At 73.1% G+C, this 20,977-nt stretch carries 15 protein-coding genes; 7 read left to right on the top strand and 8 right to left on the bottom strand.

All coding sequences use genetic code 11. The features are described from left to right. Positions 1-149 precede the first annotated feature (149 nt). Together ACPEH0_RS05910 and ACPEH0_RS05905 are read right to left on the bottom strand one after the other, a co-directional pair. Positions 150-2,453 carry a YhgE/Pip domain-containing protein gene (locus tag ACPEH0_RS05910; RefSeq protein ID WP_366213815.1) on the bottom strand — a complete coding sequence of 768 codons (2,304 nt, stop codon included), beginning with the start codon at positions 2,451-2,453 and terminating at the stop codon, positions 150-152. Then, positions 2,450-5,308, bottom strand: a complete 2,859-nt coding sequence (locus tag ACPEH0_RS05905) for an MMPL family transporter (protein ID WP_366213816.1) — start codon at positions 5,306-5,308, stop codon at positions 2,450-2,452. The genes ACPEH0_RS05910 and ACPEH0_RS05905 overlap by 4 nt, the downstream gene beginning before the upstream one ends. Before the next feature lie 106 nt (positions 5,309-5,414). On the opposite strand from ACPEH0_RS05905, the gene ACPEH0_RS05900 reads away from it, so the two are divergent. Beyond that, positions 5,415-6,011 carry a TetR/AcrR family transcriptional regulator gene (locus ACPEH0_RS05900; protein WP_253036000.1) on the top strand — a complete coding sequence of 199 codons (597 nt, stop codon included), beginning with the start codon at positions 5,415-5,417 and terminating at the stop codon, positions 6,009-6,011. A 3-nt stretch (positions 6,012-6,014) separates the two neighbouring features. On the opposite strand, the gene ACPEH0_RS05895 is transcribed toward ACPEH0_RS05900, so the two are convergent. After that, positions 6,015-6,998 (bottom strand): o-succinylbenzoate synthase, encoded by a 984-nt coding sequence (locus ACPEH0_RS05895; RefSeq protein ID WP_366213817.1) that lies wholly within the window; start codon positions 6,996-6,998, stop codon positions 6,015-6,017. An 86-nt stretch (positions 6,999-7,084) separates the two neighbouring features. Between ACPEH0_RS05895 and metH the strand changes: the two genes are divergently transcribed. Continuing rightward, entirely contained in the window at positions 7,085-10,711 is a 3,627-nt protein-coding gene (gene metH, locus ACPEH0_RS05890; RefSeq protein ID WP_366213818.1) for a methionine synthase, read from the top strand. 21 nt (positions 10,712-10,732) lie between these two features. Here metH and ACPEH0_RS05885 read toward each other — a convergent pair whose 3' ends face one another. Beyond that, a complete protein-coding gene (locus tag ACPEH0_RS05885) occupies positions 10,733-11,545 on the bottom strand; it encodes a DUF1206 domain-containing protein (RefSeq protein WP_363378843.1) in 813 nt (270 codons plus the stop codon). 76 nt (positions 11,546-11,621) lie between these two features. Between ACPEH0_RS05885 and ACPEH0_RS05880 the strand changes: the two genes are divergently transcribed. From ACPEH0_RS05880 to ACPEH0_RS05870, 3 genes are all read left to right on the top strand, one after another. Then, positions 11,622-12,623: a LacI family DNA-binding transcriptional regulator gene (locus tag ACPEH0_RS05880; RefSeq protein WP_423719424.1), complete on the top strand. Its 1,002-nt coding sequence runs from the start codon at positions 11,622-11,624 to the stop codon at positions 12,621-12,623. 83 nt (positions 12,624-12,706) lie between these two features. After that, the gene (locus ACPEH0_RS05875; protein ID WP_366213820.1) at positions 12,707-14,218 is read left to right on the top strand and encodes an alpha-N-arabinofuranosidase; all 1,512 of its coding nucleotides are present in this window, start codon (positions 12,707-12,709) and stop codon (positions 14,216-14,218) included. Between the two features lie 26 nt (positions 14,219-14,244). Further along, complete coding sequence (locus tag ACPEH0_RS05870) at positions 14,245-14,790, top strand: hypothetical protein (RefSeq protein WP_366213821.1); 546 nt, start codon at positions 14,245-14,247, stop codon at positions 14,788-14,790. A gap of 1 nt (position 14,791) precedes the next feature. Here the strand turns inward: ACPEH0_RS05870 and ACPEH0_RS05865 are convergent, their stop codons facing one another. Beyond that, entirely contained in the window at positions 14,792-15,598 is an 807-nt protein-coding gene (locus tag ACPEH0_RS05865) for a zinc-ribbon domain-containing protein (RefSeq protein WP_366213822.1), read from the bottom strand. 44 nt (positions 15,599-15,642) lie between these two features. On the opposite strand from ACPEH0_RS05865, the gene ACPEH0_RS05860 reads away from it, so the two are divergent. Together ACPEH0_RS05860 and ACPEH0_RS05855 are read left to right on the top strand one after the other, a co-directional pair. Then, on the top strand, positions 15,643-16,431 hold the full coding sequence (locus ACPEH0_RS05860) for a hypothetical protein (protein WP_366213823.1): 789 nt from the start codon (positions 15,643-15,645) through the stop codon (positions 16,429-16,431). Between the two features lie 2 nt (positions 16,432-16,433). Next, positions 16,434-17,189, top strand: coding sequence for a hypothetical protein (locus ACPEH0_RS05855; RefSeq protein WP_366213824.1), 756 nt, complete (start codon positions 16,434-16,436; stop codon positions 17,187-17,189). Between the two features lie 7 nt (positions 17,190-17,196). Here the strand turns inward: ACPEH0_RS05855 and ACPEH0_RS05850 are convergent, their stop codons facing one another. The 3 genes from ACPEH0_RS05850 to ACPEH0_RS05840 are packed head-to-tail and all read right to left on the bottom strand — an operon-like array spanning position 17,197 to position 20,924. Further along, positions 17,197-17,610 carry a glucose-6-phosphate dehydrogenase gene (locus ACPEH0_RS05850; protein ID WP_366213825.1) on the bottom strand — a complete coding sequence of 138 codons (414 nt, stop codon included), beginning with the start codon at positions 17,608-17,610 and terminating at the stop codon, positions 17,197-17,199. A gap of 42 nt (positions 17,611-17,652) precedes the next feature. Then, positions 17,653-20,391 carry an ABC transporter ATP-binding protein gene (locus tag ACPEH0_RS05845; RefSeq protein ID WP_366213826.1) on the bottom strand — a complete coding sequence of 913 codons (2,739 nt, stop codon included), beginning with the start codon at positions 20,389-20,391 and terminating at the stop codon, positions 17,653-17,655. Beyond that, the gene (locus ACPEH0_RS05840) at positions 20,388-20,924 is read right to left on the bottom strand and encodes a hypothetical protein (protein WP_366213827.1); all 537 of its coding nucleotides are present in this window, start codon (positions 20,922-20,924) and stop codon (positions 20,388-20,390) included. Before ACPEH0_RS05840 ends, ACPEH0_RS05845 begins: the two co-directional genes overlap by 4 nt. Between the last annotated feature and the right edge of the window lie 53 nt (positions 20,925-20,977).

The raw sequence follows: 20,977 nt of genomic DNA, 5'->3' as shown, positions 1-20,977 counted from the left end.
GAATCACCACTCGAGCGCCGAATCACCACCGGCCTGCCCGCAATCCGGTGGTGATTCGGCAGCCCGTTGGTGATTCGGCGGATGTGAGCGAGGAGGCTCGCAGTCGCAGTCGCAGTGGCAGTGGCAGGCGCGCGGGCCGGCGCCGCCGCTCAGGCGGGCTGGGCGAGCACCGCGCGGGCGGACGTGGAGCGGTGGCGTGTGACGGCGAGCACGCTCGCGGCGATTGCGAGCACCGTCCAGACGACGAGGGCGATCGCTGCGGGGGCGCCGCCCCCGGCATCCGTCAATGCGGCCAGCATCGCCGTGTAGGCGGGGGCCGTCGGCAGGAGCCCGGCCACGTCGAGGAGCGTGCCCGGAACGGTGGAGACGATGCCCGTCGCAACCGCAAGGACACCCACGAGCACCGAGACCCAGCGCCCGATGCCGCCGAGGAGGGCGACCAGCGCGTGGTTCACCGCGGCGAACGCGACACCGGCGAGGACGCACATCGCCGCGAACAGCGCCCACGCGCCGAGGTCGTACCCGGCGGCGAGCTGGACGACACCCGCGACGAGCACGCCCTGCAGCGCGCCGACCGCGGCGCCCGGGGCGAGCGCGCGCAGCGCGAGCGCCGCGGACGACCGCCGCGACGAGAGCGCCGTGCGCGGGATCGCCTGCAGCACGACGAAGGACGCGAGGCCGCCGAACCAGAGGGCGAGCGTCGCGAGGAGCGGGACGGCCGAGGCCCCGAACAGCGACGTGCCGGTGCCGTCGGCGACGACGGGCTCGGCCACGACCGCGGCGAGGTCCTTCGCCTGCGCGTCGGTGTAGGAGGGTACGCCGTCGACCGCCTGGTCGAGGCCGCCGGCGAGGTCACCGGTGCCGTCGGCGAGCTTGCCGACGCCGGTCGACAGCTCGCCGGCCCCGGTCGCCAGCGCGCCGACGCCGTCGGCGAGCTGGTCCGTTCCGTCGGCGGCGGTCCCCGCGCCGCTGGCGAGGGCCTGAGCCCCGGTCGACAGCTGCCCCGCGCCCGAAGCGAGCTGGTCTGCGCCGCCCGCCAGCTGGTCGGCGCCGCCCGCGAGCTGGCGCACACCCGTCGCGGCTTGCCCTGCCCCGTCGGCGAGCCCGGCGGCTCCGGTGGACAGTTGGCCCGCCCCGCCGGCGAGCTGATCGGCGCCGTCGGCGAGCTGCCCCATCCCGGTCGCGAGCTGCTGGGCCGCGGCGGCGGAGGTCTGCAGCCCCTGCGTCAGGGTCGGTCCGAAGTTCGCGAGGGTGTCGATGTCCTTCGCGAGCTGCTCCGCGTCGCCGACGGTGGCCTGCAGGCCGGGGAGCGCCGTCGTCGCCTGGGCCGCGGCATCCGTCAGCGAATCGCACAACTCGGCCCCCGCCACCGCGGGATCGCAGGCCTCGGCGGCGGCCGAGATCGCCTCGACGGCGGCCGTGACCGCCTCGCGGTTCTGCGCGCCGTCGGCGGTGAGCGCCTTGATCCCGTCGACGATGCCGCTCGGGACCGCGGGGATGGCCGCGGTCTGCTCGGCCGCCTTCGTGAGCCCGTCGGCGAGTTCCTGCGTGCCGGAGGCGATCGGCCGCGCACCGGCGGCCCACTCGTCGAGGCCCGTCGAGGTCTTCGCCGCGCCGTCCGCGAGCTGGTCGGCGCCGTCCGCGAGCCGGTCGATGCCGTCCGCCGCGGTACCGGCCCCGTCGGTGAGGCCGCGGGCGCCGTCGGCGATGCCGCTCGCGCCGGTGGAGAGCGCCCCCGCGCCCGACGCGATGCCGGACGCGCCGGACGACAGCTGCCGCACGCCGTCGGCGAGCGAGTAGCCGCCGTCGGCCGCGGTCGTCGCGCCGTCGGCGAGCTGCGTGGCACCGTCGGCGGCGCTCGTCGCGCCGTCGGCGAGCTGGGTCGCACCGTCGGCGGCCTTGCCGAGCTGCTCGTTCAGGGTGGTGAAGCCGAGGAACACGTTCTCGAGGTAGGTCGTGGTCAGCTGTTCGCCGAGGACGGATGCCGCGGTGCTCGTCACCTGGTTGGTGATGGCGTCGTCGACGATGCGCGCGTCGGGGGAGGGCGTCAGCTCGATCGTCGCGCGCTCGGGCGTGCCGCCGGGGGCGGTCGAGGTGGCGGCGGCCGAGAAGTTCTCCGGGATGGTGACGATCGCGTCGTACGTGCCGTCCTCGAGGCCCTCCGTGGCGTCGTCCTCGTTGGAGATCGTCCACGTCAGGTTGCTGTCGAGGTCGTCGGAGCCTTCGACGAGTCCGGCCGTCAGGAGGCGCCCGAGGGGTGTCGTCTGCCCGTTCACCTCCACCGGCTCGTCGTTGTTGACGATGGCGGTGTTCATCGCGTCGAGCCGCTCGGTCGGGTTGTAGAGCGCCGCGACGAGGATGCCGCCGATCACGGCCGGCAGCAGGAGCACGCCGAGCAGCGTGAGCCACGAGACGGGCCGTCGGGTCTGTGCGCGTTCGAAGGGGAGAGTCATGAGGGGATCACCTGGGTGTCGGCGTCGGTCGTGCGGAGGGTGGGGGCGGTGAGGCGCAGGAGCTCGGGCCTCGGCCGGTAGGCGTCGCGGAGGAGGGCCCGCGCCGCGTCGAGGTCGCGCGCCGAGGCGACGATCGTCAGCGCACCGGCCTTCGCGGCGACCGCGTTGGCGGCGTCGCGGAGGAGCGCGGCGGCCTGATCGCGGGATGCCCCGGTCAGGGTGTCGAGCCCGGCGATCACGACGAAGCGCGTGCGCCCGGCGAGGGCGCTGCGCAGCTCGCTGAGGGGGGCGTCGGCGCCGGCGAGGTCGGCGACCGAGACGTGGGCGCGGACCCACGGCGCGCGCCCGGGCAGCAGGTGCCCGGAGACCCGGAGCAGTCCGGCCGCCGGCTCGATGCGCCCGGCGACGGTCAGCAGGAACGCCCGCGAGACGTGCGGGTCGTCGGCGGTCACGAGGAGCGTGCCGCCGTCGTCGAGCCGGACGCTCGCGCCGGAGAACAGCACGAGGTCGGTGTCGGCGGTCTCAGCGCGGACCTCGAGGTCGTCGGCCGCCAGAGCGCCGCGGTAGTCCGGCTCGGGCCAGTCGGCGTGGCTGCGCTCGTGCTCGACCGCCTCGCCCTCGATGTCGACCTTGGGAAGCAGGCGTTCGAGCCAGCGCGGCATCCACCACGCCTTCTCGCCCAGCAGGGCCATGACGGCGGGGGTGAGGGTCATGCGCACGAGGAAGGCGTCGACGGCGATGCCGACGGCCAGCCCGAGGGCGATCGGTTTGATCGAGCTGTCGCCTTCGGGGACGAACGCCGCGAAGACGGCGAACATGATGACGGCCGCGGCCACGACGACGCGCGCCGAGGCGGTGAAGCCGGAGCGGACGGCGGCGACGGCGGTCGCGCGGTCGGCGCGGCCCCCGCGGGCGCGCACGGCGTGGACGAAGTCCTCCCGCATGCGCGAGACGAGGAAGACCTCGTAGTCCATCGCCAGGCCGAAGAGCACGCCCATGAGGATGATCGGCATGAAGCTGATGACGGGGCCCGTCCGCGTGACGTGGAGGAGGTCGGCGAGCCAGCCCCACTCGAACACCGCGGCGACCGCGCCGAAGGCGGCGAGGATCGACAGCAGGTAGCCCAGGGTCGCCTTGAGCGGCACCCAGATGGACCGGAAGACGATCATCAGGAGGATGAAGGAGAGCCCGACGACGAAGACCCCGAAGGGCAGCAGGGCCGCGCCCAGACGATCGGAGACGTCGATGCCGACGGCGGTGTAGCCGGTCACCTTGAGGTCGACGCCGTACTCCTTCTCCCACTCGTCGTGGTGAGACCGCAGTTCGCGCACGAGGTCGGCGGTCGCGGGATCGTCGGGAGCCGTCGTCGGAACGATCTGGATGAGGCCCGTGTCGGCGGTCCCGTTCGGCGTGGCGAGCGCGACCCGCTCGACGCCGGGGATCGCCTCGACCTCCTTCTTCAGGTCTTCCATGAGGCCGAGCGGATCGGTGGAGGTCACGATCGTCCCGGTCATGACGAGGGGGCCGTTCGACCCCGCGCCGAAGTACTCCGCGTTCAGGTCGTAGGCCTGACGCGCCTGGCTCGACGGCGGCTGGACGCCCGCGTTGGGCAGGGCGAGGTGCAGGCTCGCCGAGGGGATCGCCATCACGCCGAGTCCGACGATGACGGCGACCGTCGCGATGATCGGATGCCGCGTCACGAGCATCACCCAGCGGTTGGGCGGCATGACGGCCGGGGCCGCGGGCGCGGCATCCGTCGTGTCGGCCTCGGTCTCGTCGGCCTCCTTCTTCCGGCGTCGCGTCGGGACGCCGCGCTGCAGCACCCGTCCGCCCCAGCCGACCACGCGGCCCTTCGCGAACCCGAGGAGGGCCGGTGTCAGGCTGACGGCGACCGCGACGGCCACCGCCACGGCGACGGCGGCGGCGATGCCCATGGTCGACAGGAACGGGATGCCGGCGATGCTGAGGCCCACGAGGGCGATCATGACCGTCACGCCGGCGAACATGACCGCCGAGCCAGCGGTGCCCACGGCGCGGGCGGCGGACTCCTCGGGGTCCATGCCGGCGCGCACCTGATCCTGGTGGCGCGACACGATGAACAGGGCGTAGTCGATGCCCACCGCGAGCCCGAGCATCACGGCGAGCATGGGGGTGGTCGACGAGATCGTCGTGACGGCGGTCGAGAGGAAGATGAGGGCGATCGCGAGGGCGACGCCGATGAGCGCGCTGACGAGGGGGAACCAGGCGACGGCGAACGAGCGGAACGTCACGATGAGGACGAAGAGCGCGACGAGCACACCGATCACCTCGACGATCGAGAGGGCGGGGATCGACGCAGCGAACAGGTCTCCGCCGAGCGCCGACTGCGCCCCGGCGGGCAGCTGGTCGTGGAAGTCGGTCGCGGCCTTCTCGACCGCGGCGATCGTCGCGTCGGACACCTCGGTGGACTGACCGTCGAACTGCATCTGGACGAGCGCCGCGCGGGCGTCGTCGGAGACGAGGCCGTCGACCATCTCGTCGAACGGCGAGGTCGCCGAGGTGACGCCGTCGATGTCGCCGAGCGTCGTCACCAGGTCGTCGATCTCTCCCCGGAGCGGCTGGTCCTCGACGGTGTCACCCGCGGGCGCGACGACGATGAGCTGCGCGCTCGCGCCGCTCGCCTGCGGGAACGTGCGGTTGAGCAGCTCGAGACCCTGCTGCGCCTCGGTGCCCGGGATCGTGAAGGAGTTGTCGGTGCTCTTGGCGAAGAGGGCCACACCGCCGCCGACGATCCCGAGCAGGACGAGCCACGCGATGAGCACGCGCCAAGAGTGGCGGTAAGCCCATCGGCCGAGGGTGAAGAGGATGGTGGACACGGGCGCTCCTGGTCAGAGTCGGACGGGTTCGATACAGCGCTGTATCCGATACACATGTGTATCGTAGACCCGCATTCCGGTGCCGAGCCTGAGGGGTGGGTGTGAGATGACGCGAAGCCGAGAGAACACGCGAGCGCGCCTGCTCGAGGCCGCGCACGAGGTGTTCGCCGAGGTCGGACTGGATGCGGCATCCGTCGAGGCGATCTGCGAGCGCGCCGGGTTCACCCGCGGCGCGTTCTACTCGAACTTCGAGTCCAAGGACGAGCTGTTCCTCGCCCTCATCACCCGCCTCTCGGAGGACAAGCTCGACGAGGTGTCGGTGCGTGTCCGGCGGCTCTCCGGCACCGACAGCCCGCTCGACCTCGTCCGCCAGATCGCCGACATGTCGCTTGCGGAACGCATGGAGCCGCAGCTGCTCAGCGAGGTGCGGACGCAGGCGCTGCGCGACCCGCGACTGGCGGAGGCGTTCCTGGCGTGGCGGGCGCAGATGCTGGGCCGCATCGAGACGATCGTCCGCGACGTGAGCGAGCGCCACGGACTGCCGCTGCGGATGCCGGTGGCCGACGCGGCGTCGCTGCTGCTGGACGTGTCGGAGCAGTGCAGCGTGCAGGCGGCCCTCGAGCGGCTGTCGGAGCGCCAGGCGAACCGGGCGATGCAGTCGCGCCTCGAGCAGCTCGTGCCGCTGCTGGTCGGCGAGGCCTGACGCCTACTCGGCGAGGATCGCGTGGCAGCGCTCGAGGCGAGCGAGCCACCAGTCCCGCCGCTCGGGCTCTGCGGCGTGGCCGTCGAGCAGCGCGGCGTCGGGGGTGACGCGACCGACCGGCAGCGCGCCGGACCGCGGCCGCAGCGGCTCCGCCGCGACGTCGGCGGCGAGCAGCGACGCGGTGCCCAGCCCGCAGTCGAAGGCGAGGTCGGGCAGGGCCGCGGCGAGGGCCGTGCCCATCGCCAGGCCCACCGAGGTGTCGAGGGCGCTCGAGACGACGGCCGGCAGCCCCGCCTCGGCGACGATCTCGAGCGCACGACGCACGCCGCCGAGGGGCTGCACCTTGATCACGAGGAGGTCCGCCGCGCCCGCGCGGGCGACGGCGACCGGGTCGTCCGCCTTGCGCACGCTCTCGTCGGCGGCGATCGGGATGTCCATCCAGCGGATGCGGGTGCGCAGCTCGGCGAGCTCGGGCACCGTCGCGCACGGCTGCTCGACGTACTCGAGGTCGAAGCCGGCGAGGGCGTGCACGGCGTGCTCGGCCTCGTCGACGTTCCACGCGCCGTTGGCGTCGATGCGGATGCGGCCCTCGGGTCCCATCGCGGCGCGCACCTCCCGCACGCGCGCCACGTCGTCGGCGAGGGTCTGCCCGGGCTCGGCGACCTTGACCTTCGCGGTGCGGCATCCGTCGAACCGGGCGAGCACCTCGGGGACGGATGCCGCGGCCACCGCCGGCACCGTCGCGTTCACCGGGACCGTGTCGCGCACCGCCGCGGGCGTGCGCTCCCAGCCGTACTCGATCGCGGCCTCGAGCCACGCCGCCGACTCGCGGTCGTCGTACTCGAGGAAGGGCGAGAACTCGGCCCACCCCTCCGGTCCCTCGAGCAGCAGCGCCTCGCGGACGTCGATGCCGCGGAAGCGGGTGTGGAGCGGGAGGGCGACCACCCGCGCGCTCGCGCGCAGGTCGGCCAGCGGAGGCAGGTGCATGCCCCCATCCTGGCCCTCGTCGCGGTCGTGACGCCCGTGGTCGGCGGGCGGGTCCGCGATGCCGCGCCGGAAGTAGACTCGCGCGGGTGAGCAGCCCCCTCGCCCTCCGTCACCCGCTCGACGTCGAGTCCGTCCCGCGCCCCGCCCGGGCGCAGGCGCTACTGGACGCGCTCGCCGAGCGGGTCGTGATCGCCGACGGCGCGATGGGCACGATGCTGCAGCGGCACGACCCGACGCTCGAGGACTACCGGCAGCTCGAGGGGTGCAACGAGATCCTCAACGTCTCGCGCCCCGACATGATCGCCGCCATCCACGACGAGTACCTCGCCACCGGGATCGACGCCATCGAGACCAACACGTTCGGGGCGAACTGGTCGAACCTGTCGGACTACGGCATCGACGACCGCATCCACGAGCTCGCCGCCGCCGGGGCGCGCATCGCGCGGGAACGCGTCGACGCCGCCGAGGCGCGCGACGGCCGCCTCCGCTGGGTGCTCGGATCCCTGGGCCCCGGCACGAAGCTCCCGAGCCTCGGTCACACGACCTACGACCACCTCAAGCAGACCTTCGCGCTGCAGGCGGAGGGCCTCATCGACGGGGGCGCCGACGCGCTGCTGATCGAGACGTCGCAGGACCTCCTGCAGACCAAGGCCGCCGTCAACGGTTGCAAGCAGGCGATCGTGAGTCGCGGCATCCGTCTGCCGATCCTCGTCGAGGTGACGGTCGAGACGACCGGCACGATGCTCATGGGGTCGGAGATCGGTGCGGCGCTCACGGCGCTCGAGCCCCTCGGTGTCGACGCGATCGGTCTCAACTGCGCGACCGGTCCCACCGAGATGAGCGAGCACCTGCGGCACCTGTCGAAGCACGCGACGGTGCCGGTCGTGTGCATGCCGAACGCCGGACTCCCGGTGCTGACCGCCGACGGGGCGCACTACCCGCTCACCCCGGACGAGCTCGCGACGGCGCACGAGCAGTTCGTCCGCGAGTTCGGGCTGGGACTGGTCGGCGGATGCTGCGGCACGACCCCCGAGCACATGGCCGCCGTCGTCGAGCGCCTGCGCCCGGTCGCCGCGCCCGCACCGCGGTCGCCCGTGACCGAGCCGGGGGTCGCGTCGCTGTACCAGCACGTGCCGTTCGACCAGGACACCGCCTACCTCGCGATCGGGGAGCGCACGAACGCGAACGGGTCGAAGGCCTTCCGCGAGGCGATGCTCGAGGGGCGGTGGGACGACTGCGTCGAGATCGCGCGGAACCAGATCCGCGTCGGCGCGCACCTGCTCGACGTCTGCGTCGACTACGTCGGTCGCGAGGGGGTCGCGGACGTGCGCGAGATCGTGTCGCGGTTCGCCTCGGCATCCACTCTTCCGCTCGTCATCGACTCCACCGAGCCCGCTGTCCTGCAGGCGGGTCTCGAACTGATCGGCGGGCGTCCGGTCGTGAACTCGGTGAACTACGAGGACGGCGACGGGCCCACCAGCCGGTTCGGGCGGATCATGCCGCTCGTGAAGGAGCACGGCAGCGCGGTCATCGCCCTCACGATCGACGAGCAGGGGCAGGCGCGCACCGCCGTCGACAAGCTGCGCATCGCGTCGCGGCTCGTCGACGAGCTGGTCGGCGAGTGGGGGATGCGGGTCTCGGACATCGTCGTGGACTGTCTCACCTTCCCGATCGCGACCGGTCAGGAGGAGACGCGGCGCGACGCGATCGAGACGATCGAGGCGATCCGCGGACTCGTCGAGAAGTACCCGGGCATCAACACGACCCTCGGCGTCTCGAACGTGTCGTTCGGGCTCAACCCGGCGGCGCGGTCGGTGCTCAACTCGGTCTTCCTGCACGAGGCGACGCAGGCGGGTCTCACGTCGGCGATCGTCGATGCGGCCAAGATCGTGCCGCTCGCCTCGATCCCCGAGGAGCAGAGGAAAGTCGCGCTCGACCTCGTGTGGGACCGGCGCGAGACGGATGCCGAGGGGAACGTCACCTACGATCCGCTCGCCGTCATGCTCGACATGTTCGCCGGGGTCGACACCACCGCCCTGCGCGACCAGCGCGCCGCCGAGCTCGCCGCCCTGCCCGTGGGGGAGCGGCTCGAGCGTCGCATCATCGACGGAGAGCTGAAGGGCCTCGAGGACGACCTCGACCTCGCGCGCGAGGGCGGCATCGCCCCGCTCGAGATCATCAACGACCACCTGCTCGAGGGAATGAAGGTCGTCGGCGAGCGGTTCGGCGCCGGCCAGATGCAGCTGCCGTTCGTCCTGCAGTCCGCCGAGGTGATGAAGACCGCCGTCGCGCTGCTCGAACCCCACATGGAGCGCACCGACGCGTCGGGCAAGGGCACGATCGTGCTCGCGACCGTCCGCGGCGACGTGCACGACATCGGCAAGAACCTCGTCGACATCATCCTGACCAACAACGGCTACACCGTCGTGAACCTCGGCATCAAGCAGCCCATCGCCGACATCATCGCCGCCGCCGAGGAGCACGACGCCGACGTCATCGGCATGAGCGGCCTGCTCGTGAAGTCCACGGTCGTCATGAAGGAGAACCTCGAGGAGCTCGCCTCGCGCGGGCTCGCCCGCCGGTGGCCGGTGATCCTCGGCGGCGCGGCGCTGACCCGCGCCTACGTCGAGGACGACCTCGCCGGGATCTTCCCGGGCGAGGTCCGCTACGCGAAGGATGCCTTCGAGGGCCTCGCGCTCATGGAGCCCCTCGTGAAGATCGCGCGCGGGGCGGACCCGGCATCCGTCGGCCTCCCGCCGCTGAAGAAACGCCTCCACTCCGCGGGGTCGAAGCTCACCCTGACCGAGCCCGAGGCGATGCCCGGGCGGTCGGACGTGGCATCCGACAACCCCGTCCCGGCCCCGCCGTTCTGGGGCACCCGGATCGTGCGCGGTGTCGCGCTCGCCGACTACGCCGCCTTCCTCGACGAACGCGCGACGTTCATGGGACAGTGGGGGCTGAAGCCCGGGCGCGGCGACGACGGCCTCACGTACGAGCAGCTCGTCGAGACCGAGGGGCGGCCGCGGCTGCGGTACTGGCTCGACCGCATCCTCGCCGAGGGCATGCTCGACGCGTCGGTCGCCTACGGCTACTTCCCCGTCGTCAGCGAGGGCGACGACGTCGTCGTGCTGCACCACGGCGCGGATGCCGCCGGTCGCCTCGGGGTGCCGGGGTTGCTCGCCCCCGACGGCGGGTCTGGGGGCGAGGTCGGCACTGAGCGGCTGCGGTTCTCGTTCCCGCGCCAGCGGCGCGACCGGCACCTCTGCCTCGCGGACTTCGTGCGCTCCCGCGAGTCGGGGCAGGTCGACGTGCTGCCCGTGCAGCTCGTGACGGCGGGAGCCCGGATCGATCAGGTCACCGCGAAGCTGTTCGCCGAGGACCGGTACCGCGACTACTACGAGCTCAACGGGCTCGTGATGCAGCTGACCGAGGCGCTCGCCGAGTTCTGGCACGCCCGCATCCGTGCCGAGCTCGGCTTCGCCGGCGAGGATCCCGCCGACACGGCCGGGCTGTTCAAGCTCGAGTACCGCGGCGCGCGCTTCTCGCTGGGGTACCCGGCGTGCCCCGACATGGAGGACCGGCGGAAGGTCGTCGAGCTGCTGCATCCCGAACGGATGGGGGTCGAGCTCAGCGAGGAACTGCAGCTGCATCCCGAGCAGTCGACGGATGCCTTCGTGTTCCACCACCCCGAGGCGAAGTACTTCTCGGTCTGACGGGCGCCCGGTGAGCGGGCCTCACAGGCGCGTGTAGCGGGCGCGGAAGAAGGCGTAGACGCCGTACGCGATCCAGCCGGCGCCCACGAGGACGAGCAGGATCTTGCCGGCGGGGAGGTCGGCGATCGTGCGCAGGGCTCCGTCGAGTCCACTGGACTTCTCGGGGTCGTTGGTCGCCGCGGCGAAGAGGAACAGGACGCCGACACCCGCCATCGCGACGCCGCGGGCGATGTAGCCGACGGTGCCGAGGATCCGCACGCCGCGGCCCGCGGTCCCGCCCGGCACGCTCAGGTCGCGCTCGAATCGACGCGTGACGCCCTTGACCACGAGGTACCCCGCGATGGCGATCAGCACGATCCCGATGGCGACGACGAGGAACACACCGCCGGGCGTCGAGAGCAGGCCCGCGGTGAGCGAGGTCGTCGAGCCCGAAGAGCTCGACGACCCGCCGACGGCGAACGTGCCCGCCGTGACGGCGAGGGCGAGGTAGACGAGCCCCTTCGCGCCGTTCTTGACGATGTGCACGGCGCGGTCCTTGCCGGAGTCGGCGCTGCGGTCGAGGACGGCGCTCAGCAGATGCCACAGCCCGAGGGCGGCCAGCCCGATCGTGACGGCCCACAGCAGGAAGACGCCGCCCGGGGCTGCGGCGAGCTGCGCGAGGGCGCCCGACTGGTCGGCCTCCTGTCCGCCGGCGCCGCCGAGGGCGATCGAGATGGCGATCACGCCGATGAGGATGTGGACGATCCCGCTCGCGGCGAAGCCCGCCCGGGCGAGGACGTGGACCGCCCGGCTGTTCTTGGCGTCGTGGGCCGCGCTCTTGGCTGTCGAGGTCATGGCGTCAGCCTAGGGATTGCGACCGCCGGCCACGCAGGGGTTGCGCTCCGCTGTACAGTGACGCGCGGGAGGGCGGATGACACCGACGGTGCACGACGTGGCGCGGCTGGCCGGCGTCTCGATCAAGACGGTGTCGAACGTCATCAACGGCCACCCTCATGTGCGGGCGTCGACGCGGGAGAAGGTGCAGCGGGCGATCGCGGAGCTCGGGTACACCCCCAACCTGACCGCCCGGAGCCTCCGCAGCGGACGGACGGGCGTCATCGCCCTCGCCGTGCCGGATCTCTCGTTCAGCTACTTCGCCGAGCTCGCGGGGATGGTCATCGCCCGCGCCGAGGAGCGCGGCGTCGTCGTGCTCGTCGAGCAGACCGGCGGGGAGCGCGACCGGGAACGCGAGCTGCTGCGCAGTCCCCGGCTCGGGCTGACGGACGGGCTCATCCTCAGTCCGCTGGGCCTGGAGGCATCCGACCTCGCCGACCGCCCGCGGACGTACCCGACGGTGCTGCTCGGCGAACGGGTCTACGAGGCGGCCATCGATCACGTGACCATGCGCAACACCGAGGCGGCGCAGGCGGCGACGGCGCATCTTCTGACCGCGGGCCGTCAGCGCATCGCCGTGCTCGGCGCGCACGACGACGCAGGCGCGGCGGGGCTGCGCCTGCGGGGATACCGCGCCGCGCTCGCGGACGCCGACGTCCCCCTCGATCTCGAGCTCGTCGTCGAGACCCGGTTCTGGGACCGGGCGGGCGGCGCCGACGCCGTCCGCGACCTGCTCGCGCGCGGCGTGGACTTCGACGCGGTGTTCGGACTGAACGACACCCTCGCGCTCGGTGCGATCCGCGCGCTGCAGGAGGCGGGGCGACGCGTGCCCGACGAGGTGGCCGTCGTGGGGTTCGACGACCTCGACGAGGCGGCGTACGCGATTCCGTCGCTCACGACGATCGACCCGGGTCGGCGGTGGATCGCGCAGACCGCGGTCGACACGCTGCTGGGCCGGGTGGGGGATGCCGCGGGCGAAGCGCGCGTGGTGTCGGCACCCTTCGAGCTGCGCGTGCGGGAGTCCGCGCCGGCGCGCTGACGCTCGACCGAGACCTTGACGACCGGCATCCGCGCCGTCATCATGAATTACAACGTTTACCGGTCTGACCAAGAGAGCCCTACATGACCTCTGCACGCCTCATCGTCGACGCCGCAGCCCCCATCGGGGAGGTCCGCCGCAAGATCTTCGGCGGCTTCGTCGAGCACCTCGGCCGGCACATCTACGACGGCATCTTCGAGCCGGGTCATGAGACGGCGGATGCCGAGGGGTTCCGCACCGACGTCATCGACCTCGTCAAGGAGCTCGGGGTCGACACGATCCGCTACCCGGGCGGCAACTTCGTGTCGGGCTTCCGCTGGGAGGACTCGGTCGGTCCCGTCGCCGAGCGCCCGCGCCGCCTCGACCTGGCCTGGCACTCGACCGAGACCAACGAGGTCGGCCTGCACGAATTCTCGTCGTGGCTCGACAAGGTCGGCAGCGACCTGATGATGGCCGTGAACCTCGGCACGCGCGGCACGCTCGAGGCGATCGACCTGCTCGAGTACTGCAACATCCGCTCGGGCACGACCCTCAGCGACCAGCGCGTCGCGAACGGTGCGACCGAGCCCTTCGACGTGCGCATGTGGTGCCTCGGCAACGAGATGGACGGCCCTTGGCAGCTGGGTCACCGCTCGGCGGAGGACTACGGCAAGCTCGCGTCCCGCACCGCGAAGGGGATGCGGCAGCTCGACCCGTCGATCCAGCTCGTCGTCTGCGGCTCGTCGGGTGCGACGATGCCGACGTTCGGCGAATGGGAGCGGGTCGTCCTGACGCACACGTACGACGACGTCGACCTGATCTCGTGCCACGCCTACTACGAGGAGAAGGACGGCGACATCGGCAGCTTCCTCGCCTCGGCGGTCGACATGGACCGCTTCATCGAGTCGGTCGTCGCGACCGCCGACCACGTCGCGGCCGTCAAGCGGTCGTCGAAGAGGATCGACATCTCGTTCGACGAGTGGAACGTCTGGTACCTGTCGCGGTGGGAGAACGTCGAGAAGATCGACGGCATCGACAACTGGCCGGTCGCGCCGCGCCTGCTCGAGGACGTCTACTCGGTGGTGGATGCCGTGGTGTTCGGCAGCCTCATGATCTCGCTGCTCAAGCACGCCGACCGCGTCGCGAGCGCCTCGCTCGCGCAGCTCGTGAACGTCATCGCGCCGATCATGACCGAGCCGGGCGGACCGGCGTGGCGCCAGACGACGTTCTTCCCGTTCTCGCTCACGTCGCGCCTCGCGCAGGGCGAGGCGATGCGGGTGCTCGTCGACGCGCCGTCGTACGAGACCGCCGTGTTCGGCGAGGTGCCGCTCGTCGACGCCGTCGCCACGCACGAAGACGCCACGGGGCGGAGCGCCGTGTTCCTCGTCAACCGCAGCACGACCGAGTCGATCGAGGTCACCGTCGACGTGTCGGGCCTCGGTGCCACCTCGATCGCCGAGACGCACACGCTCTCGGACGACGACGTGTACGCGAAGAACACGCTCGACGACCGGGAGCGCGTCGCGCCGCGCGCGAACGACTCCGCCGCCCTCGACGGCGGCACCCTGACGATCACGCTGCCCCCGGTGTCGTGGACGGCGGTCGCGCTCGCCTGAGACGGGGGTCGTCGCAACGTGGTGTCGTGAACCTCGTCTTCCACCAGCGGGTCGACCTCGTCGGGGACGCGCTCGTCCCGGCATCCGATCTGGCGGCGCTCGACCCGGCGGGGTATGCGCAGGCGATAGCGAAGTACGACGACACTCCGGAGCGGCAGCGGCTGCGGGCGACGGAGATCCCGGGGCTCGCGCGCACGTGGACCGAGGTCGTGTTCCTCAGCCCGGTGCACCCGCACGCGATCTGGCGGACGTGGCGGGAGATCCGCGGCAAGGAGCTTCCGCGCGCGGAGTTCTGGGCGATTCCGGTCGACGACCTGCCCGCGGGCACCGTCGTTCTCGACCGGACGGTCACTTCGACGGGGGATCCGATCGACGTGTCGGAGGTGGCGCCGTTCCACCCGGCATCGTTCATCACGGCGACCGAGGTTCCGCCGGCCAACCGTGCGTGGCTCGAGGAGATGGTGCGGCGAGGCGTGAGCGGGGCGTGGTTCCATGGCATCCCGCAGGTGCTCGCACCGGGCACGGTGCCGCTCGGCAACGCCCGGGTGATCAGTTGGGACGAGCCGACCTGACTCAGCGCCGGTAGGCGTCGACGACCAGGTCGCCGCGGATCCCACGCAGCGCGTCGATGATCGCCGGAACCGTCTTCGTGCCCGCCGTCCGCAGTACGACATCGTGCGGGCCGAGGGGCTCGAGCCCGCCGGTGCGCACCCGCACGACCTCCCAGCGCGCGGCGCGCAGCAGGGCGTCTTTCCGACGATCGGATGCCTCCCGCCGCCCCACGTGCTCGAGCCCGTGACGGCCCGGAGTGTCGTACTCGATCGCGACTCGCAGTTCGGGCAGCAGGATGTCGGGCCACACCTCGCGGTGCCGGAAGAACGGTCGCCCGACGCGCACCGCCGTCATCCCCTCGGTGAAGAGCAGGGCTTCGGTGAGCTGCAGGCGCAGTCGCCCTTCGGCAGCGGATGACGGTCGCGGCGCGCACGCGCTGACGAACGGCTCGCCAACGGGCAGGTCGGGGGTCTTCTCGCAAACGGTCGACACCGCACGCTTCGGTACCGCCTTCACCGGTCGCGGCGCCGCGAGGGCGGTGCACTCGGGGCACCAAGCCGACCGCCGCCGGACGCGTCCCGGCCGCTCACGCTGCTCGGTGGGTGTCGCGGCGAACCGGTGGCCGGCCGTGCACTCCCAGCACAGCAGCACGTCGGCAGCGGGCGGGATCTGCGACAGCGAGATCCCCTCGTTGAGGTCGGGGTGGTACTGCCGCACGAGCTCGGGGTAGGCGGCCCACGCCGACCGGTAGGTGCCGACGGGGTAGGGCACGTCGACGCCGCGCGAGAACTGGCGCCGCTGCCACCACCACCGCACCGGTTCCGTCACCGTGCCGACGGTAGGCGGGGGCTCGGACACGGCATACTGCGAGGATGCGTCCCCTCCGCCTCGCGTTCGTGCTGCTCGCCTCGGTCGCTCTCACCGGGTGCGTGTCGACGGCGAGCCTCGAGTCGGAGCAGACCCCGACACCCACCGCCGAGCGGACACCCGCCGCGGCGGCGGAGGAGGTCACCGAGCCGCCGCGGTGCGCGGAATGGGCCGGCGACACGACGATGCTCATCACCCTCGACGAGGTGCTCGGTGTGATCGAGCCGGCGGACCCGATGGCGGGGTGGATGGTGTCCGGCGACGACACCGTGAGGGGAGAGGGCGCCTGCGCGCCGGTCTCCACGCAGCCGGTCGGCACCGTCGAGACCTGCGCCGCGCCGGATGCCCCGCTCGACGACGTGTCGCGGGCCGTTTCCAGCGTTCCCGTCGAGTACATGTTCGCCGCCGGGGCGGAGCGCCAGATCGCCGGCTACGTGGAAGGGCGCACGACGGCCGAGGAGTACATGGTCCTCGGGATGCAGGCGTGGCGGTTCGCGACGCCCGCGGAGGCTCAGGCCGCGCCGATCCTCGACGCGCTCGCCGCGTGCGGAGGGTCGCAGGCCGGCGACGGTCGAGTGCGGGTCTTCGAGGGGACCGAACCCGCGGTCGTGGCGTCGGTCAAGGGCCGGGATGTCTTCGTCGTCCGCAGCGCGCGGCCGGTCACCACGGAGGGCGAGGATGCGGGGCTGACCGCCACGGAATCGTCGCTGCTCCCGGAAGCGAGCGTGAACGCGGCCGAGGAGTGGTGGCAGGCGCAGGCTGCCGCAGCGTTGAGCCGCGAGCCTCGAGGGTGACCATGCAGCTGTTCCGGGGGCTGTCCGTCATCGCCGCCGTCGCCGTCCTCGCGCTCACCGGGTGCGTCTCGACGGCGGAGCTGGAATCCGAAACGTCGCCGACGCCGACACGGACGGTCGACCGCCCGCCCGTGGAGCCCGCATCCTGCACGCGCGAACGCAGCGTCGATCTTCCGGTCGCGAACTCGACGGGCGGGCTGCCGGGCGTCGATGAGGTGGCGTCGATGGAGTGGACCCTGGCGGGATACGAGCGAGGCGAGGGAGCGTGTGCCCCGGAGGGGACCTCGGAGGGCGCGACGACAGTCTGCTCGCCCGTGATCGGGGACTCCCCGGCGTTGTCGGCACCCTTCGATGACATGTTCGCGGCGGGGGCGCTCCGCCAGACCTCGGCTCGCGTGCGGGTCGACATGACGACCGGCGCGGAGTTCGCCTATGCCGCGTCGACCTGGCGGTTCCCCTCGGCGGCGGATGCCGCTGCCGCACCGTTCGTGGGCCTGATCGCCGCGTGCGACGACGTCGTCGCATCGACGGACGACGACCGTCGCCGATGGGAGCTGTACGACGGCGACGAGCCGCACCTCCGACTGACCGTCGACGGCGCCGACGTCCTGCTGTTCCGGAGCCTCTCCGTCGCCGCCGAGGGCGAGAAGGGTGAGATCATCGGTCTTCCGTCCACACGCTCGGGTCTGCTGTCGCTCGCGGCGGTCGACGACCTCGAGGAGTGGTGGCTGTCGAACACCGCGCCCACCGAGCCCTGATCCGCGGTCAGGCGACCTGCTGGCCGCACATCCCGCACACGCCGGTCGCGGAGACCTCGACGAAGCAGTCCGGGCACATCGCCCGCACCACGTCGAGCGACGCCGCGGGCCGCTTGGGGGCGACGGTGCGCTCGGGCCCTGCCTTGGCCGCCGAACCGCGGGCCCGCCCGGGGCTCGCGATCGACGGCGGGGGCGGCGGGGCGGTCTTCGGGGCGTGCTCGGCGCAGTAGTACCGCACGAAGCCGGCGTGATTGTTGGGATGCCGGTGCTTCACGACCCACAGTTCGGTGCGGTCGCGCGGCTCGCTGCCGGCGGGGCAGCTCACGCAGCGGGTCGGTTCGCCGGGCACGGCCTCGGCCGCGAGCACGGGCGTCTCGAACGGAAGAGCGTCCCGCCAATCGGATGATCTCGTGATCTTCATGCGGGGGTCCCTCCGCGGCGCTCGTCGGGGGTGAGGGCCGCCCTACAAGCTTCGCACGACGGCGACGGGTTCGGGCGTCCCGGGCACTGCGACGGGCGCCGAGACCGGCTTCACGCGGCGCAGCGAGCGCAGCAGGGGGCGTCCCCCGAGCGCGATCCCGACGACGGTGGTGACCGCGCGCACGGTGTCCCATCCTGCCGTCGAAGTGACGAGCGAGTAGAGCAGGAAGCTCGCGAGGTTCTCGGTCAGCGGCGCGCCGGGGACGTAGGAGATCGACGTCCCCGCCCCGACGGCGAACGGCCAGAACCAGAGGTTCATGACCAGGCCGAACAGGTACGACGCGATCACCCCGTACCCCGCCAGCATCACGACTTCGCCGCGCCCCCGCACCCGCGCCGGCAGGAGAGCGGCGCCTGCCGCCACCCAGCCGCACGCGAACATCTGGAACGGCAGCCACGGCCCGACCCCGCCCCACACGAGCGACGACAGCAGCAGCGACGCGGCGCCCAGCAGCATCCCGAACCGTGCGCCGTAGGCGCGGCCGGCGAGGATCAGCAGGACGAACAGCGCCTCGACGCCGCCGACCCCGGTCGACGCGAGCCGGATCGCGCCGCCGATCGCGGCGAGCGTCGCCAGCAGCGCCAGCGTGTGGGCCGAGCGGATCGACGCGTCGACCGCCGTCGCGACGAGCACGACCGCGAGAGGGGCGAGCGCGAGGGCGATGACGGGCGCCGCGGCCTGCGCCTGCGACGGTAGCGCGGCCGCGACGAGCGGCCACGCGAACGCGCCGGCCGCAAGCAGGTTGGCGGCGAGCAGGACGAGGCCGCGCGAGCGCGGGCGGGCGGGCGCGGCATCCGCGTGGCTGCGGATTCGGACGACGTCGCGGGATTCGGATGCCGGGGGCACGTTCGATCCGAATCCCGCGACGATCTCCGAATCCGACGGCAGGCCGCCCGGGCGCAGCACGCCGCCGTCGATCCGCACCGCGCGATCGGCCAGCACGCCCGCGAGCTCCGCGTCGTGCGTCGCGAACACGACCGCGGCACTCGAAGCGGCTGTCCGCACGAGCGCCGCGGCGACGAGCGCGCGGGCGGCGGGGTCGAGGCCGCGCGTCGGCTCGTCGACGAGCAGGGCCGCGGGCCGCCGGGCGCTCTGAATCGCGATCGCGAGACACCGTCGCTGGCCGGCGGACAGATCGAGCGGATGCCGCCGGCTCAGCGCCGTTGCCGCGGGGGACTCCGCGGGCACCCCGATCAGGCCGAAGAACACCGCGGCGGTGCCGGTCGTGCGGGCCCGACGGTCGGCATGACGGCACTCGGCCTCGACCGTGTCGCGCACGAAGAGGTCGTCCGAGCCGTCGGGCACGAGCGCGACGCGGCCCGTCGCCCTGACTCCCGGCGCGCCGAGGGCGAGCGCCGTGAGGAGACTCGACTTGCCCGCGCCGTTCGGTCCCTGCACGGCGACGATTTCGCCCGCCGCGACGCGGAGGTCCGCGGCGTCGACCGCGGTCCGCGGGCCGTGGCGGACGGTCACCGCGTGTGCCTCGAGGACGGTCGCCCCGACCTGCCGCGCGCCCGCACGGGGCAGCGGCACCTCCTCCCGCCGCCCGACGCCGACGACGCCGTCCGCGACGCCCGCGAACTCGTCCGCGCGGTGCTCGGCGACGACGACGCACACGCCCGACCGGCGAGCGAGATCCGTGAGCAGCGCGACGATCCGGGCGCGGGCGGCGGTGTCGAGATCCGCGAGCGGCTCGTCGACGAGCAGCAGTGCCGGGGCGTCGACGACCGCGGCCGCGATCGCGACGAGGGTCGTCTCGCCGGCTGACAGTTCGCGCACGCGGCGGTCGAGGAGCGCCGTCACCCCGACGCGCTCCGCGACCTCGGCGACCCGCGCATCGATCTCGGGGGTCGCCGCGCCGCGCAGGTCGAGCGCCAGTCCGATCTCGTCGCGGACGCTCTCGGCGGCGAACCCCTGACGCGGGTCCTGCAGCACGACCCCGACGGACCGGGCGGTGTCCCTCGGCAGCCGCGCGGCGCGCGGCATCCCGACCACGTCGATCGTCCCGGCGCTCCATCCGCCGTCGGTCGTCGAGTGCAGACCGGCGAGTCCGCGCAGGAGGGTGCTCTTGCCGGCGCCCGTGGGACCGACGACGAGGGTGAGCGTGCCGGCGGTCAGGTCGAGCCGGTCGACGGCCGCGACCGTCCGGTCGCCGAAGCCCCACGCGGCGCCGTCGAGGTGCACGACCGGGTCGGCCTGCACGACCGCGCCCGAGCCGGCGTAGCCGCGCAGCTCCAGCGCCGTCCCGAGGGCGACGGCCCGCTCGAGCGTGCGCTCGAGCATCGGGGCGAGCAGCCGCACGCCGGCGCGCTCGCCGCGAAGGCGCGCGGCCCGTCGCGCGGCGCGCACCGCGTCGGCCAGCGCCGGGAGCGTCGCCCACGCGAGCGCGAGGGCGCGGGCGAGGCCCTGCACCGGGCCGCGACGTGCGCCGCGCGCGAGAAGTCGCGGCACGTCGAGCACCGCGACGAGCGCGCCGACGATCAGGAGCGGCACCGCGATGGGCAGAGCGGATGCCGCGGCCTCCGCGATCCCGCCGGCGGTCACCGGGCCGAGCACCTCGACATGCGCGAACGGCGCGGGCAGGCGCCAGGACGGCAGGTCGAGGAGGAGCGTCCCGCCGCCGTCGGCACCGCCGAACAGGACGCGGTACAGCACCCGGACCACGACGAACCCGGCCGCGACGGCGGTCGCGGCCCGCAGCGGTCCGGGTCGGACGGTCACGGCGTCGGCGCCGCCGGTTCGCCGTCGAGCGAGAAGAGCAGTTCGAGGCTCTCGCCAGGGGAGAGCTGCAGGGTCGCGATGCCCTCCTGCGCGAAGCCCCACTCCGCGTCGGCGGACGGGCGCACCCACAGACCCCAGTACGCGAAGCCGGCGGGCATGCTCTCGCAGGACTCGACGTAGTCGGGGTCCTCGGTCGATCCGACGGGCTCGTCGGCTGCGGGCAGGCCGTTCACGCGGCAGACGATGGCGTCACCGTACTCGGTCGTCCCCTCGAGCTCGACCCCGGCGGCGGCGAGGGCGTCGGTCGCGGCGATCGGCTCGTCGGCCGGCACGCACGTGTCGAGCGCGACCTCGTCCGCGCCCGGCAGGTTCCCGCCATCGACGATGACGGTCACCCCGGAGTCGGCGGTGCACGTCGCGGTGGACGGCGTCGGCGACGGCGAGCCGGGATCGGCCTTCGGCGCGGCGGGCGCGCAGGCGGACAGGGTGAGCGCCAGCACGGCGGCGGCGAGGGTGGGGAGGGCACGGGACATCACCGCTCCAGGGTAGGGGTGTGGGGCTCCTCGCGACGGCGCGTGTGACGCTG

Source organism: Microbacterium sp. NPDC079356 (genome assembly GCF_049545465.1).
GTDB classification, from domain to species: domain Bacteria; phylum Actinomycetota; class Actinomycetes; order Actinomycetales; family Microbacteriaceae; genus Microbacterium; species Microbacterium gawkjiense.
This window is presented reverse-complemented; position numbering and strand designations above follow the sequence as displayed.

Bases quoted from the DNA above. Each gene is read 5' to 3' on its own strand.
- ACPEH0_RS05840 (WP_366213827.1), bottom strand. From the start codon at position 20,924: ATGTCCCGTGCCCTCCCCACCCTCGCCGCCGCCGTGCTGGCGCTCACC.
- ACPEH0_RS05880 (WP_423719424.1), top strand. From the start codon at position 11,622: ATGACACCGACGGTGCACGACGTGGCGCGGCTGGCCGGCGTCTCGATC.
- ACPEH0_RS05855 (WP_366213824.1), top strand. From the start codon at position 16,434: ATGCAGCTGTTCCGGGGGCTGTCCGTCATCGCCGCCGTCGCCGTCCTC.
- ACPEH0_RS05900 (WP_253036000.1), top strand. From the start codon at position 5,415: ATGACGCGAAGCCGAGAGAACACGCGAGCGCGCCTGCTCGAGGCCGCG.
- ACPEH0_RS05910 (WP_366213815.1), bottom strand. From the start codon at position 2,453: ATGACTCTCCCCTTCGAACGCGCACAGACCCGACGGCCCGTCTCGTGG.
- ACPEH0_RS05850 (WP_366213825.1), bottom strand. From the start codon at position 17,610: ATGAAGATCACGAGATCATCCGATTGGCGGGACGCTCTTCCGTTCGAG.
- ACPEH0_RS05885 (WP_363378843.1), bottom strand. From the start codon at position 11,545: ATGACCTCGACAGCCAAGAGCGCGGCCCACGACGCCAAGAACAGCCGG.
- ACPEH0_RS05895 (WP_366213817.1), bottom strand. From the start codon at position 6,998: ATGCACCTGCCTCCGCTGGCCGACCTGCGCGCGAGCGCGCGGGTGGTC.
- ACPEH0_RS05860 (WP_366213823.1), top strand. From the start codon at position 15,643: ATGCGTCCCCTCCGCCTCGCGTTCGTGCTGCTCGCCTCGGTCGCTCTC.
- ACPEH0_RS05875 (WP_366213820.1), top strand. From the start codon at position 12,707: ATGACCTCTGCACGCCTCATCGTCGACGCCGCAGCCCCCATCGGGGAG.